Origin of the sequence: Streptomyces sp. NPDC052101, assembly GCF_040680235.1 — a bacterium.
Classification (GTDB): Bacteria; Actinomycetota; Actinomycetes; order Streptomycetales; family Streptomycetaceae; genus Streptomyces.
The window spans coordinates 140,106-153,416 of record NZ_JBFAWH010000008.1 but is presented as its reverse complement, the minus strand read 5'-3'; the positions used below and the strand labels follow the sequence as shown (position 1 = coordinate 153,416).

The following is a 13,311-nucleotide window of genomic DNA, read 5'->3' as shown; positions in this document are numbered from 1 at the left end:
GCCGATGGTAGCGACTACCCCGCCCGGGGCACCGGGCTCCGCCCGACCTCGATCGCCCGTAGAACGCCCCGACGCCCGCGACGGTTCCCGTACCGACCGCGGCGGCCCGCACGGTTCAGGCCCTTGGAGCCGAGCCGGGCGCGCACAGCTCGGCGCCGTCCCGTGAGACGGTCACGGTGACGGCGCCCGGCTGTGCCGTATGCGGTTGTCCTGGCCCGAGCCGTCTCCCCGAGTGGACGGCGCCGGGCTGCTTTCGGCGGGCGCGACCTAGCTCTCCGCCAGGATGTGCGACAGCTCCTGATCCAGATCGAAGTGCCGGTGTTCCGTGCCCGGCGGCACGGCGGCGTCGGTTCGCTTCAGGAAGGACTCCAGAGCCCGCGCCGGGGCCTCCAGCAGTGCTTCCCCCTCCGGGGAGCTCAGGGCGATGCACACGACGCCCTGACCATGACTGCGCGACGGCCAGACGCGGACGTCGCCGGTGCCGGTGGGCCGGTGAAGCCCCTCGGCGAGGAGGTCGCGGGCGAACACCCACTCGACGGTCTCCTCGGCTCCGGTGTGGAAGGTGGCGTGCACGGCGTAGGGGTCGGCCGTGTCGTACCGCAGGCCTGCGGGGACAGGCAGGGAGGACTCGCTCGACACAACGAGGCGCAGGTGCAGCTCGCAGCTGACCGTGGTGTTCATAAGCGCCAGGGCCTTTCGCTCAGTGTGCGCTCGGGGATTCGCACGTCGGCGAAATCGACATGCCACCTACGATGCCGTTGTAAACCCCTCTGAGGGTTTTGCGTGTCTTTACGTAACTCTTCCGGCCGAGAACTCGTACGAGATCTACGACCATTCCGGTGACCGGATTCACTCCGGTAGGGTTTGTCCGTATGAATACGGGGAGTGACGAGCCGCACGAGGTCGCCGTGGCGGACAAGGCGAAGGCGAACCGGCGGGAAGTCGAACAGGAGGCCGAACGGGGGGCCGGACAGGAAGCTGGACAGGTGACGGGGCCCGAGGACAGCGCCGGGCTCGGCTCCCGGGCGCCCGCATTCATCAAGGCCCGCAGGCTGCTGCATCTGAGCTGGCAGGTCGGCGTCTTCGTGGTCGGCCTCGCGGTCGTCGTCGCCGGGATCATCATGCTGCCGCTGCCGGGACCCGGCTGGGTGGTGATCTTCGGAGGCATGGCGATCTGGGCGACCGAGTTCGTCTGGGCGCAGCTCGTCCTCCGCTGGACCAAGCGCAAGGTCACCGAGGCCGCCCAGCGGGCCCTCGATCCCCGGGTGCGCCGCCGCAACATCACGCTGACCGTGGTCGGGCTGGTGATCATGGGCGCGCTGGCCGGGATCTACCTGTGGAAGTTCGGCCTCGTCATGCCGTGGAAGATCAAGAATCAGTGATCCGGCTCCCCCGCCCGGCTCCGCGCCCGGCCGTCCGGCGCCCCGGCCCCTGGTCGGAAGCACCCCCTGACATCGGGTAATGTTCTTTCTGCGCCCGGGCGATTAGCTCAGTGGGAGAGCGCTTCGTTCACACCGAAGAGGTCACTGGTTCGAACCCAGTATCGCCCACCCGGACCGACGGCCCATCTGCGACAGAGCAGGTGGGCCGTCGGCGTATGCGCGTCCGAGCCGGGTTCGCGGACCCGCGCTGAGCCGACTCCGGCGGGCGCGACGGGGCGGGGCGGTGCGACCGGTCGTTGCGGGCGGCCGGCATCACGGCGAGCGGGGCAGGCGAGCGGCGGCTCCAGGGTGTGTCCTGCGCCGAGACCGGGTGCGCGGGCTTCCTGCGCCAGGCCGGGCGTGCCGTCCGTTTTTGCCGAACCGGCAACATCCCTCGTGCCCACCGAGCCTCCCACCGCACGATCGTCGACACAGGCTGCGACGGGACCGGACCCCGCCCCCCACCGGACCCCACCCCCACCGGCCCATCGCCCTCGTGCCAACGCGTCCCGCGCCCCCAACGCCCCAGGAGGCCCCATGCCCGAGAACCCCGCCCCCGCCCCCGCCGACGCCCCCGCCCCCGGACCCGTCAGCGCCCCCGCAGCCCACCGCCTGGTGCCGTCCCCGGCCGGCCGTGTGCATCTCGTGGAGCAGGGGCGCGGCCCGCTGGTGTTGCTGGTGCACGGGTTCCCGGAGTCCTGGTACTCCTGGCGGCACCAGTTGCCGGCCCTGGCCGCCGCCGGCTACCGCGCCGTGGCCGTGGACGTCCGCGGCTACGGCCGTTCCTCCAGGCCGGCGGCCGTGGACGCGTACCGGATGCTCGACCTGGTCGCGGACAACGTCGCCGCGGTGGAGGCGCTGGGGGAGCGGTCCGCAGTGATCGTCGGGCACGACTGGGCGCGACCATCGCCGCCGCCTCCGCGCTGACCAGGCCCGACGTGTTTCGCGCCGTGGCCCTGCTGGGCGTGCCGTACAGCCCGCCCGGCGGCCCGCGCCCCAGCGAGGTCTTCGCGCGGATGGGCGGTGACGAGGAGTTCTACGTCGCGTACTTCCAGCAGCCCGGCCGGGCCGAGGCGGAGATCGAGCCGGATGTGCGCGGCTGGCTCGCGGGCTTCTACGCGGCCCTGTCCGCCGGCACCCTGCCCGCGCCCGGCGCCCCCGACCCGCACTTCGTCGGCCGTGGCGGCACCATGCGGGAACGCTTCCCCACCGGCCCGCTCCCGGCCTGGCTGGGCGAGGGCGACCTCGACTTCCTGGCGGGGGAGTTCGAGCGGACGGGCATGACCGGCGCGCTGAACCGTTACCGGAACATGGACCGGGACTGGGTGGACCTGGCCGGTCACGCGGGTGCCCCGCTCACCCAGCCGGCGCTGTTCGTCGGCGGCGCCCTGGACGCCTCGCTCGCCTGGCTGGCCGACGCGGTCACGGCGCATCCCGAGACCCTGCCCGGCCTCCTCGGCTCGCACATCCTCGACGGCTGCGGCCACTTCGTCCAGCAGGAGCGCCCCGAGGAGACGAACCGGATCCTGACCGACTGGCTCGCCACCCTGCCCGACTGACATCCCTCCCACCTGATCCCCGCCTTCCGGCCCCCGCCTTCCGCCCCCCCCGGCCGTACGAGACCCCCTCCATCCGCCCCCTCCATCCGACTCCTCCACCCGACCCCGCCGTCCCATCACCACCTCCCGACCCCTCCGTTCGGCCCGCAGGTTCTGCCCCGCTCACCTGCGGTGACGCACGGCTGGCCGCCCCCACGCCGCGCGGGCCGGAAGAAAATCCTGTGCGAATCATTGACGCACCCCGGACCCCTCCGTACCTTGTGCCAGCAAGCGCTTACTTGAAACGATTCATGACGCAGGGGAACCGGGAACGACGCTGCGGGGAGGGCCCGACCATGGGAACCAGCAGGAATCTTGAGAGGCGTACGGTCCTGAAGGCGGCCGGGGCCTCGGCGGCCGCGCTCGGGCTCGCCGCGACGACCGGGTGCGGCGGCGAAAGCGGTTCAGGGGACGGGACGGTGACGATCCGTTACTCGTGGTGGGGTGCCGAGGAGCGGGCCAAGAAGATCAATCAGACCATCGCGCTCTTCGAGAAGAAGTATCCGAAGATCAAGGTCAAGACGGATTTCCAGACGTATCAATCGTTCTGGGAGAAGTTCCAGACCCAGGCCGCCGGCGGAAATCCCCCAGACGTTTTCCAAAATGCCGTCACTTTTCTCCGGAAGTACGACAAGCGCGGAATTCTGCTCGACCTCAAGTCTCAGGTTCAGGCAGGTAATCTGACTCTGGATCACTTCCGGGACGGTGTCGCGAAGGTCGGCGAGGTCGACGGAAAGCAGCTGGGAATTCCTGTCGGCTCCAACACGATGGCACTCGTCGTCGACAAGAAGGTGTTCCAGAAGGCCGGCGTCGAGCCGCACACGGGGTGGACCTGGGACGACTACTTCAAGGCCCTGAAGACCATCCACGACCGGACGAAGGTCCCCGGGGACACCGGCTACTTCACCGTCATGTACCTGTACGACCTCTACCTCCGCCAGAACGGCAAGGCGTTCTACGCCAAGGACGGACTCGGCTTCGACCAGGCCGATCTGACGGAGTGGTGGACCGACGGCTACAACCGCGTCAAGGCCGGCATCGTCACCGACCCGAAGGTCGTCGCCCAGGACTACCCCAAGTCCTCCCTCTCCGCGGGCCACGGTGCCTCGGAGTTCACCTGGGACAACTTCACCGTCCGCTACGCGTCCGAGGGCAACAGCACCTACGGCCTCGCGCCGATCCCCACCACGGACGGCAAGCACACCGGCCAGTACCTCGCCTCCCTGATGCTCAGCGCCTCCTCCCGCACCTCGCACCCCAAGGAGGTCGCGCAGTTCATCGACTTCATGGTCCACGACCCCGAGGCCGGCCGGATCATGGGCTACGACCGGGGCATCCTCGCCAGCACCGAGCAGTTCGCGGCGTACAAGCCGACGGACCCGGTGAACAAGGAGATCGCGCAGTACGAGGAGGACACCGCCAAGGCGGGCGTCCTCGGCACGATCACTCCGCACCCCTCCGGTGCCGACACCATCGAGGCCGCCTTCCTGCGCATCGGCGGCGACCTCGGACAGGGCAAGACGAAGGTCGCGGACTCGGTGAAGCAGTTCTTCACCGAGTCCGCGGCCGCCTTCCAGGCCTAGGGGACCTGCCGTGACGCTCGTCAAGGACTCCCTGCCCGCCGCCCGCAGGACGCGCTCGGCCGCCCCCGCCGCCGGGCGGCGGCCCGGCCGCCGACGCGAGAACCTCGCCGGCTACCTGTTCATGTCCCCGTGGATCGCGGGCTTCCTGCTGCTGACCGCGGGCCCGATGGTCGCCTCGCTGTACTTCGCGTTCACCGACTACAACCTCTTCAACACCCCGACGTGGGTCGGGCTCGGCAACTTCACCAAGATGTTCGACGACCCCCGCTGGCAGAAGTCGGTGGAGGTGACGGCGAAGTACGTGGTCATCGGCACCCCGCTGAAGCTGCTGCTCGCCCTCGGGGTCGCCCTGCTGCTCGCGCAGAGCCGCCGCGGCCAGGCCTTCTACCGGGCCGCCTTCTACGCCCCCTCGCTCATCGGCGCGAGCGTCTCGGTCGGCTTCGTGTGGCGGTCGCTCTTCTCCGACGGCGCGATCGTGGACCGTACCCAGTCCTTCTTCGGCTGGCATGTCGGCGGCTGGGTCGGCAACGCCGACTGGGTGCTGTACTGCCTGGTCGCGCTGACGGTGTGGCAGTTCGGCGCACCCATGGTCATCTTCCTGGCGGGGCTGAAGCAGGTGCCGAGGGAGCTGTACGAGGCGGCCGAGATGGACGGTGCCGGACCGCTGAGGAAGTTCTGGAACATCACTCTGCCGACTATCTCCCCGGTGCTGTTCTTCAACGTGCTCCTGGAGACCATCCACTCCTTCCAGATCTTCGGCTCGGCCTACGTCGTCTCCAACACCCAGTGCGGCCCGGCCGACGCCACCCTCGTCTACACCTGCTACCTGTACCAGCAGGGCTTCAGGAACGCCCAGATGGGCTTCGCCTCCGCCATGGCCTGGATGCTGCTGCTCGCCGTGGCCCTGGTGACGGCCGTCCTCTTCTGGTCCCAGAAGAAGTGGGTGCACTACGAGGAGGACGCCCGATGACTTCCCCCGGTCCCTCTCGCAAGCGCACCGGATCCCTCGCCTGGCACCTCGGTGCCCTGCTGATCCTCGCCGTCATCCTCTACCCGGTGATCTGGGTCCTCGGCGCCTCGTTCAAGCCGGGCAAGGACATCATCAACAGCCTCACGCTGTTCCCGTCCCACCCGATCCTGTCCAACTTCAAGGGCCTCGCCGACGGCATCGCGGACGTCTCGGTCTGGACCTTCTTCCAGAACTCGCTCGTCTACGCCGTCGGCGCCGTCGTCGGCGTCCTGGTCTCCTGCTCGCTGACCGCGTACGCGTTCGCCCGCATCAGGTTCGCCGGCCGCAACCTGCTCTTCTCGCTGATGATCGGCACGCTGCTGCTGCCGTACCACGTGCTGCTGATCCCGCAGTACGTGATGTTCCAGAAGCTGGGCTGGGTCAACACCTATGCCCCGCTGCTGATCGGCAAGTACCTCGCCACCGAGGCGTTCTTCGTCTTCCTCATGGTGCAGTTCATGCGGAGCCTGCCGAGGGAGCTGGACGAGGCCGCCCGGCTCGACGGCTGCGGGCATGTGCGCATCTACTGGTCGATCGTGCTGCCGCTGTGCCGCCCCGCGCTCATCACCAGCGCGATCTTCACCTTCATCAACGCCTGGAACGACTTCATGGGCCCGCTGATCTACCTCAACGAGCCCGGCAAGTACACGGTCTCCCTGGGGCTGATGATGTTCCGCGACTCCGACGGCGTGGCCGCAAACTACGGCGGGATGATCGCGATGTCGCTGGTCGCGCTGCTGCCCGTGCTGCTGTTCTTCCTCGCCTTCCAGCGGTATCTGATCGACGGGATGGCGACCTCCGGACTGAAGGGGTGAGCCATGGCCCCAGCACGGGGGAAGCCGCGTCGGGAGCCGGTCTTCGGCATAGGGGCCTCCCCGGCCCGAGCGGAGCCGAGGGATTGGGGAAGGTTCGCCGTGTTCGCCGAGTGCCTGCTCACCGGCGTGTGGATCGCGGTGGCCTCCCTCGGGGTCGTCACCTACCCGGCCGCGCTCGCCGCCGGCGCCCGGCATCTGCGGCGTCGTACCGGCCACCGGGGCGGCGGCGTGCGGGAGTTCGCCGCCGACTTCCGGGCCGCGCTGCACGGCGGCTGGGCGGTGGGGCTCGCGGGCTGGGTCGTCGCGGCGCTGGCCCGGATCGATGTACAGGCCGTACGCGCCGGACTGCCCGGCGGGCCGCCGGCGGGGGCCGTCGGGCTGTTGGCGCTGATCGGGCTAGCTGTGGCCGGACTGCGCGCGACCGCGGTCTGGGCGCCGGGGGAGCGATGGCGGACGCTGCTCACCGCGGCCGGGCGCCGTACCGTGCGCGACCCCGCCGGATCACTTCTGCTGGTCGGTGGCGCGGTCCTCACCGTCTGTTCGGCCCTGCTCGTCGCCCCGCTGGCGGTCCCGGTGCTCGGGGCCGTCGTGGCGGCGGCCGTCGCCGTGGAGGAGCGGTACCGGCGCCGCTGAGTGGCCGGTGCCGATGTGCAAGGCGGAGCCACCCGGCGGTTGTTCTGTCATGTCCCTGACTGACTAGCTATGGAAGGAAGGCCATGTCCCCCATCCCCCGCAGATGCCTCCTCAAGGCGGCCGCCGTGGTCGGCGCCGCCACCCAGTTCAGCTGGGCGCTCGGGGCCCGGGACGCGCAGGCCGCGCCCGCCACCGCGGCAGGCGGTGCCGACCCCGTGACCCTGGACTGGCTGGAGGACGGCGGCCTCGGCGCGGCGCCCGGCTCCACGACCGGCGTGCCCTGGCCCATGGGTGCCTACCAGGAGGACCAGGCCTTCGCGCTCACCGACGAGGGCGGCAAGGACGTCCCCGTCCAGACGTGGCCCCTCGCCTACTGGCCCGACGGCTCCCTCAAGTGGACGGCGCACGCGGTGAGTTCGGGCACCGGAAAGCTCACCCTCACCGCGGGCACACCCGCCGAGCCCGCGCAGAAGGTCACCGTCGACACCGGCGGCGGCACCGTGGATGTCTCCACCGGGGTCATCACCGCAAGGCTCGGCAAGAACGGCTCGACCCTCGTCAAGTCCGTCACCCGGGGCTCCACCGAGATCGCCAAGGACGGCAGGCTCGTCCTCATCCGTCAGCCGGAGATCGAGGACGACGACCAGGGCACCGTGAAGTCCGAACGGTTCGACGGCGCCATCGACGAGGTGACCGTCGAACAGGACGGCCCCGTCCGCGCGGTCGTCCGCATCGACGGCAAGCACCGCAAAGGCGACCGCAGCTGGCTGCCGTTCTCCCTCCGCCTGTACTTCTACGCCGGCGCCGGCTCCTTCCGCATGGTGCACACCATCACCTATGACGGGAAGCAGGAGCCCGGCAAGGCGAGCGGCGACTTCATCCGCGGGCTCGGCGTCCGCTTCACCGTGCCGATGCGCGACGCGGCCTACGACCGGCACATCCGCATCGGCGGCGAGGGCACCGGACTGCTGCGCGAGGCCGTCCAGGGCATCACCGGCCTGCGCCGCGACCCCGGGGCGGCCGTCCAGACGGCCCAGTACGAGGGCCGGAAGCTGCCGGACCCCGCCACCTGGGACCAGCGAGTCACCACCCGCCTGCAGTACATCCCGCACTGGGGCGACTACACCCTCGCCCAGCTCTCCGCCGACGGCTTCACCGTCCGCAAGCGCACCAGGCAGGGCTACGGCTGGATCGGCGCCGGGGGCGGCAAGCGGGCCTCCGGTTTCGGGTACGTCGGCGGCGCGAGCGGCGGACTCTCCTTCGGGCTGCGCGACTTCTGGGAGAAGTTCCCCGCCCAGCTCGACATCCGCGACGCCCACACCGACGCGGCGACCGTCACCCTCTGGCTCTGGTCGCCCGAGGCCCAGCCGATGGACCTGCGCTTCTACCACGACGGCATGGGCCAGGACACCTACGCCAAGCAGCTCGAAGGCCTCAACATCACCTACGAGGACTACGAGCCCGAGTTCGGCACCCCGTACGGCATCGCCCGCACCTCCGAACTCCTCTTCTGGGCCAACGACTCCACGCCCGACGCCGACACCCTCGCTCAACAGGTCGCGGCCGTAAGGGTGTTGCCGCAGCTCGCCGCCCCGCCCCGGCAGCTGATCAAGGCCAAGGTCTTCGGCCCCGGCCTGTTCAGCGAACCGGACCGCTCCACCCCGGCCAAGGCGAAGATCGAGGACCACCTCGACTTCCTCTTCACCTACTACAAGGACCAGGTGGAGACGCGCCGTTGGTACGGCTTCTGGGACTACGGCGACATCATGCACACCTACGACGCCACCCGGCACGTCTGGCGCTACGACATCGGCGGCTACGCCTGGGACAACTCCGAACTCTCGCCCGACCTGTGGCTCTGGTACGCGTATCTCAGGAGCGGCCGCTCCGACATCTTCCGCTTCGCCGAGTCGATGACCCGGCACACCGGCGAGGTCGACGTCTACCACCTCGGCACATGGGCGGGCCTCGGCACCCGGCACGGCGTACAGCACTTCGGCGACAGCGCCAAACAGCAGCGCATCGCCAACACGACGTACCGGCGCTTCTACTACTTCCTCACCGCCGACGAACGCGTCGGCGACCTCATGCACGCCAACGTCGACTCCGACGAGACCTTCCTCGTCCTCGACCCCCAGCGCAAGGTCCGCACCGCCCCCTACACGCCCGACCGGCACGCGCTGTCCATCGGCTTCGGCACGGACTGGAGCGGCCTGGTGTCGGCCTGGCTGACCGAGTGGGAACGCAAGGGCCCCAAGTGGGAGAAGGCCAAGGCGCGCGTGCTGTCCACGATGGAGGGCATCGCCGCCCAGCCCAACGGCTTCGTCCAGGGCAGCGGGCTGTACGACCTCGACACCGGCGAGTTCGCCGTCGCAGACAAGCCGGTGGTCTCCGTGTCCCACCTCTCGGCGGTCTTCGGCCTGGGCGAGCTGTGCGCCGAGCTGATCCACCTGGTCGACATGGCCGCGTTCAAGGCGGCCTACCTGGACTACTGCCGCTACTTCAACGCCACCAAGGCCGAACAGCAGGCCCGCTACGGCTCCGACTTCGGCACCCTGCTGCTCTTCCAGGGGCACTCGCGCCTCGACGCCTACGCCGCCGTACAGACCGGTGACGCCACCCTCGCCAAGCGCGCCTGGACCAAGTTCTACGGCTCCGACGGCTACACCGAGTCCTCGCCGTGGAAGACCGAGAAGCTGACCGGACCGGCCACCCTGGTCGAGGGCACCGAGGCGAGCTGGGTGTCCAGCAACGACACCGCGCTCTACGGTCTCGCGGCCATCGAGAACCTGGCGCTGCTGGGGGACAGGATGCCCGGCTAGCGGGCTGGGGGAGCGCCGTCGCACGGGCGGCGGCGCTCGCCTCCCGAGTGTGTCCCGCGCCACGGCGCGACGCATGAGTACGCGTACTCAGACAGCCCGCGTCCGGACGGGCAGACTCCCCGCATGGACTGGAACCACTACCGCTTCCTCAGCCTGTGGTCCCTGCCCGCCCCGCCGGCGGCCGTGTACGCCGTGCTGGAGCGGCCCGAGGACTATCCCCGCTGGTGGCCCCAGGTCCGGGCGGTGACCCTGCTGGACGCCGGCACCGGTGTCGTCACCATCCGGTCCGTGCTGCCGTACGACATGACCTTCACCGCACGTCAGACGTGCCGCGACCCGGACGCCGGGGTGCTGCGTATCGCCCTCTCCGGAGACATCGACGGCTGGGCTCGCTGGACGGTCACCGCAGACGGCACCGGCACCCTCGCCCGGTACGACCAGGTCGTCGACGTACGCAAGCCCCTGCTCAGGCGGCTCGCGGTACCGGGGCGGCCGGTCTTCCGCGCCAACCACCGGCTGATGATGCGGGCCGGACGGCGGGGACTGATCAGGTATCTCGAAGCGGTTTGAAGGATCGGCGCCTCGACCTGTATTGTTCAGTGCGTTCCCGGGCGATTAGCTCAGTGGGAGAGCGCTTCGTTCACACCGAAGAGGTCACTGGTTCGAACCCAGTATCGCCCACCGGGAGAAGGCCGGTCCGCACATGCGGACCGGCCTTTCACGTGTTCACGCCGCCGCCGGCAGCTCCGGACGCAGCGGCCAGTCCGTGCTGACGATCTCGTCCGAGCCGCTGCGCGCGAACCAGGCCTGCAGCCCGCGGGCCTGCGCCGCGTGCCAGTTGGCCTGCAGCGTGTGCAGCTCGGCGGGTGTCAGCCGCTCCAGCCGGGTCGCGAAACGGCGGCCCAGCGCCCGTACGACATCCAGGGCGGCCAGTGCGTCCGCCGCGGCGTCGTGCGCGTCCTGCAACGTCACGCCGTAGTGCTCGCACAGGTCGGTCAGCGTGCGGCGGCCCTTGCGATAGCGGTCCAGATGCTTGTCCAGCACCCGCGGGTCCAGCACCTTGAGCGGCACCGACTCGAACCAGCGGTCCAGCGACGACGCCCGGTGCCGGCGCAACTCCCGGTCCAGCAGCGTCAGATCGAACGGCGCGTTCATCACCACCAGCGGGCGGCCCATCGCCGCGTGCTCCGCCAGCTGCTCGGCTATCTCGTACATCACCGGCGCCGGCCAGCGGCCGTTGCGCTGCAGGTGCTCCTCCGTCAGCCCGTGCACCGCCGTCGCCGCCTCCGGCACCGGCACCCCCGGGTTGACCAGCCAGCGGGAGACCCGGGGCCGGGTCCCCGGCGCGTCCTGGACGACGACGGCGGCCGACACGATCCGGTCGGTCTCGACGTCCACGCCCGTCGTCTCCGTGTCGAAAGCGGCCAACGGCCCCTCGTACCAGTACGTCATCCCAACCCAACTCCTCGTTCACCTAAGGCAGGTGACGTTCCGTCTTCTGCCCGTTTGGTGATACCCGGGCTGTTTGCGCCGTACGCCGGGGGGAGACAACAGGAGTACGGGTCTTTGCAGTTCAGCGGCCCTCAGCGGGGACACTCATTGCCTGGAAGGCTGTTGGTCATGGCCATAGCGCAGCCCGAGCGGGGCGGGCTGCTGCCCGATCGCCCGGGCACCGTCCGCGGCACACTCGCCACCACGGCGTGCATGGAGACACTGCAGGTCGGCTATCTGCACGCGGTCGCCGCCGCAGCGGGATGCTCGCTGTCCCAGCCCTTCCCGGACAACGGCATCGACTGGCACGTCAGCCACAGCGCGCCCGGACACACCGTCGACGACGAGGTCACCATCAAGGTGCAGCTCAAGGCCACGTACCAGGTCGCGCCCAACCCTCCGGGGCGCTCCTTCTCCTTCACCCTCGACAACGACCATCTGCGCAAGCTCGCCCGCACCCCGGTCTCGGTGCACAAGATCCTGGTCGTCATGCTCGTCCCGCGCTCGCAGGACGACTGGCTGCGCGCCAGCCACGACCGGCTCGACCTCAGGCACTGCTGCTACTGGGTCAACCTCGCCGGCCACGCCGTCACCGGCCGGCACCGGACCAACGTGCGGATCCCGACCTCGCGCATCTTCGACGACCGGGCGCTCTGCGAGATCATGACGCGGGTCGGGACGGGAGGCAGGCCATGAGGATCCGCCCGTACGAGGAACTGCCACGCCAGGCTCGGCCGCATCCGGACGACCCCGCCTGGCACCGGCCCCCCGACCCCGCCCAGGTCGACCCCGCCGTGCTCGGCGCACTGCTGCACCGGCACGGCTGGCAGCGGCGCGGCGGAGCCCCGGGACGCTACGGCCGCTGGACCCCACCGGGGCCGGGCGGCGGCGGAACCAGCCTCCTGGTGCCGGAGAGCCGCGCCTTCCCCGACAGCGACGACCTGCTCGGCGAGGCCCTCGACGCCCTCGCCCGCAGCGAGACACCCGCCGCCCGCGAGGTACTGATCTCCCTCGCCGTACCCAGTGACGAGATCCGCTGGTGGCGCGACACCCCGAGCGGACCGGTCGGCGCCGCGCCCTGGACGGCCGACGAGCAACTGCGCGGCGCCGTCCGGCAGATGCTCCTCGCCGCCGCGCTCGCCACACGCGCGCGTGCCGGGTACTACGGAGCCCGGCACCGCCGCGCCGCCGCCGCCCTCCTGGAGGACGTCCTCGTCGGCCCCGCCGCCGAGGGCCGGCACCTCACCGCCTTCGCGCCCGTGCCCATCGGCCGGCCGCTCGCCGTCCGCCTCCACCAGGCCCTGTACGCGGCCCGTGAGGCCATCGACTACCAGCGGGCCACCGGCGGCATGGACGCCTTCGACGGCGCGGTCGAGGCCGGCGTCAGCCGCGAACTGACCGAGGCGCTCGCCACGCTCGTCCGGGGTACCGAGGGCGCCCGGATCGCCGTCGCCTGGGCACCCGGCGCCGGCGTCCCCGACGGCTGCGCGCCCTCCGCCGAACCCGTCGAGTTCTCCCCCGGCGACCTGCCCGTCCTGCGCGAGGCCGCCGCCCGCTATCTGCGCGAGGAACCCTCCGTACCGGTCCGTATCACCGGCGCCGTCGTCCGCATGCGCCGCTCCGGGCCCGGCGGCGAGGGCACCGTACGGCTGCGCGTCCTCGCGGGCGCCGAGGTGCCGCACGTCCGCGTCACCCTGGACGAGGAGGACTACCGCATAGCCGGCCACGCCCACCTCGTCGGACTTCCGGTGCGGGTGCACGGCCGGCTGGAGCGGCGGGGCGGCTTCCGCCGGCTCACCGGCGCCTCCGGGGTCGTACCCGTGCAGGTCGACGAGGCCGAGCGGGACCGGCTGATGAAGGCCCTGCAGGAGAACCTCGACTTCTTCGAGGAGGCCTGCGGGGACGGGGCGCCGGGGGCGTACGGGGACGAGGACTGAGG

11 protein-coding genes, 2 tRNA genes and 1 pseudogene are annotated in these 13,311 nt (G+C 70.7%); 12 read left to right on the top strand and 2 right to left on the bottom strand.

Annotated features, from left to right (window positions below; all coding sequences use genetic code 11):
* Positions 1-267: 267 nt before the first annotated feature.
* Positions 268-681: an SsgA family sporulation/cell division regulator gene (locus tag AB0L75_RS16955; RefSeq protein WP_004002642.1), complete on the bottom strand. Its 414-nt coding sequence runs from the start codon at positions 679-681 to the stop codon at positions 268-270.
* Positions 682-872: 191 nt separating this feature from the next.
* On the opposite strand from AB0L75_RS16955, the gene AB0L75_RS16950 reads away from it, so the two are divergent.
* From AB0L75_RS16950 to AB0L75_RS16905, 10 genes and pseudogenes are all read left to right on the top strand, one after another.
* On the top strand, positions 873-1,382 hold the full coding sequence (locus AB0L75_RS16950) for a TIGR02611 family protein (RefSeq protein WP_365181474.1): 510 nt from the start codon (positions 873-875) through the stop codon (positions 1,380-1,382).
* 96 nt (positions 1,383-1,478) lie between these two features.
* Positions 1,479-1,550: transfer RNA gene (locus AB0L75_RS16945), tRNA-Val, on the top strand.
* 408 nt (positions 1,551-1,958) lie between these two features.
* Positions 1,959-2,980: pseudogene (locus AB0L75_RS16940) on the top strand (alpha/beta hydrolase).
* A gap of 335 nt (positions 2,981-3,315) precedes the next feature.
* On the top strand, positions 3,316-4,602 hold the full coding sequence (locus AB0L75_RS16935; RefSeq protein ID WP_365181472.1) for an extracellular solute-binding protein: 1,287 nt from the start codon (positions 3,316-3,318) through the stop codon (positions 4,600-4,602).
* A 10-nt stretch (positions 4,603-4,612) separates the two neighbouring features.
* Positions 4,613-5,572, top strand: coding sequence for a sugar ABC transporter permease (locus tag AB0L75_RS16930; protein ID WP_365181470.1), 960 nt, complete (start codon positions 4,613-4,615; stop codon positions 5,570-5,572).
* Entirely contained in the window at positions 5,569-6,426 is an 858-nt protein-coding gene (locus AB0L75_RS16925; RefSeq protein WP_365181468.1) for a carbohydrate ABC transporter permease, read from the top strand. The genes AB0L75_RS16930 and AB0L75_RS16925 overlap by 4 nt, the downstream gene beginning before the upstream one ends.
* 3 nt (positions 6,427-6,429) lie before the next feature.
* Positions 6,430-7,059, top strand: coding sequence for a hypothetical protein (locus AB0L75_RS16920; protein ID WP_365181466.1), 630 nt, complete (start codon positions 6,430-6,432; stop codon positions 7,057-7,059).
* 83 nt (positions 7,060-7,142) lie between these two features.
* Positions 7,143-9,881, top strand: coding sequence for a Tat pathway signal sequence domain protein (locus AB0L75_RS16915; protein WP_365181464.1), 2,739 nt, complete (start codon positions 7,143-7,145; stop codon positions 9,879-9,881).
* Between the two features lie 123 nt (positions 9,882-10,004).
* A complete protein-coding gene (locus tag AB0L75_RS16910) occupies positions 10,005-10,451 on the top strand; it encodes an SRPBCC family protein (RefSeq protein WP_365181462.1) in 447 nt (148 codons plus the stop codon).
* Positions 10,452-10,490: 39 nt separating this feature from the next.
* Positions 10,491-10,562 (top strand) — tRNA-Val (locus AB0L75_RS16905).
* Positions 10,563-10,607: 45 nt separating this feature from the next.
* Here AB0L75_RS16905 and AB0L75_RS16900 read toward each other — a convergent pair.
* A complete protein-coding gene (locus tag AB0L75_RS16900; protein ID WP_365181460.1) occupies positions 10,608-11,333 on the bottom strand; it encodes a 3'-5' exonuclease in 726 nt (241 codons plus the stop codon).
* Positions 11,334-11,501: 168 nt separating this feature from the next.
* Between AB0L75_RS16900 and AB0L75_RS16895 the strand changes: the two genes are divergently transcribed.
* Together AB0L75_RS16895 and AB0L75_RS16890 are read left to right on the top strand one after the other, a co-directional pair.
* Positions 11,502-12,068, top strand: a complete 567-nt coding sequence (locus AB0L75_RS16895) for a DUF4365 domain-containing protein (RefSeq protein WP_365181458.1) — start codon at positions 11,502-11,504, stop codon at positions 12,066-12,068.
* The gene (locus AB0L75_RS16890; RefSeq protein ID WP_365181456.1) at positions 12,065-13,309 is read left to right on the top strand and encodes a hypothetical protein; all 1,245 of its coding nucleotides are present in this window, start codon (positions 12,065-12,067) and stop codon (positions 13,307-13,309) included. Before AB0L75_RS16895 ends, AB0L75_RS16890 begins: the two co-directional genes overlap by 4 nt.
* Positions 13,310-13,311: the final 2 nt, after the last annotated feature.

Coding starts and splice junctions, on each gene's coding strand:
- AB0L75_RS16920 (WP_365181466.1), top strand. CDS start 6,430: ATGGCCCCAGCACGGGGGAAGCCGCGTCGGGAGCCGGTCTTCGGCATA.
- AB0L75_RS16950 (WP_365181474.1), top strand. CDS start 873: ATGAATACGGGGAGTGACGAGCCGCACGAGGTCGCCGTGGCGGACAAG.
- AB0L75_RS16915 (WP_365181464.1), top strand. CDS start 7,143: ATGTCCCCCATCCCCCGCAGATGCCTCCTCAAGGCGGCCGCCGTGGTC.
- AB0L75_RS16935 (WP_365181472.1), top strand. CDS start 3,316: ATGGGAACCAGCAGGAATCTTGAGAGGCGTACGGTCCTGAAGGCGGCC.
- AB0L75_RS16900 (WP_365181460.1), bottom strand. CDS start 11,333: ATGACGTACTGGTACGAGGGGCCGTTGGCCGCTTTCGACACGGAGACG.
- AB0L75_RS16955 (WP_004002642.1), bottom strand. CDS start 681: ATGAACACCACGGTCAGCTGCGAGCTGCACCTGCGCCTCGTTGTGTCG.
- AB0L75_RS16895 (WP_365181458.1), top strand. CDS start 11,502: ATGGCCATAGCGCAGCCCGAGCGGGGCGGGCTGCTGCCCGATCGCCCG.
- AB0L75_RS16910 (WP_365181462.1), top strand. CDS start 10,005: ATGGACTGGAACCACTACCGCTTCCTCAGCCTGTGGTCCCTGCCCGCC.
- AB0L75_RS16925 (WP_365181468.1), top strand. CDS start 5,569: ATGACTTCCCCCGGTCCCTCTCGCAAGCGCACCGGATCCCTCGCCTGG.
- AB0L75_RS16890 (WP_365181456.1), top strand. CDS start 12,065: ATGAGGATCCGCCCGTACGAGGAACTGCCACGCCAGGCTCGGCCGCAT.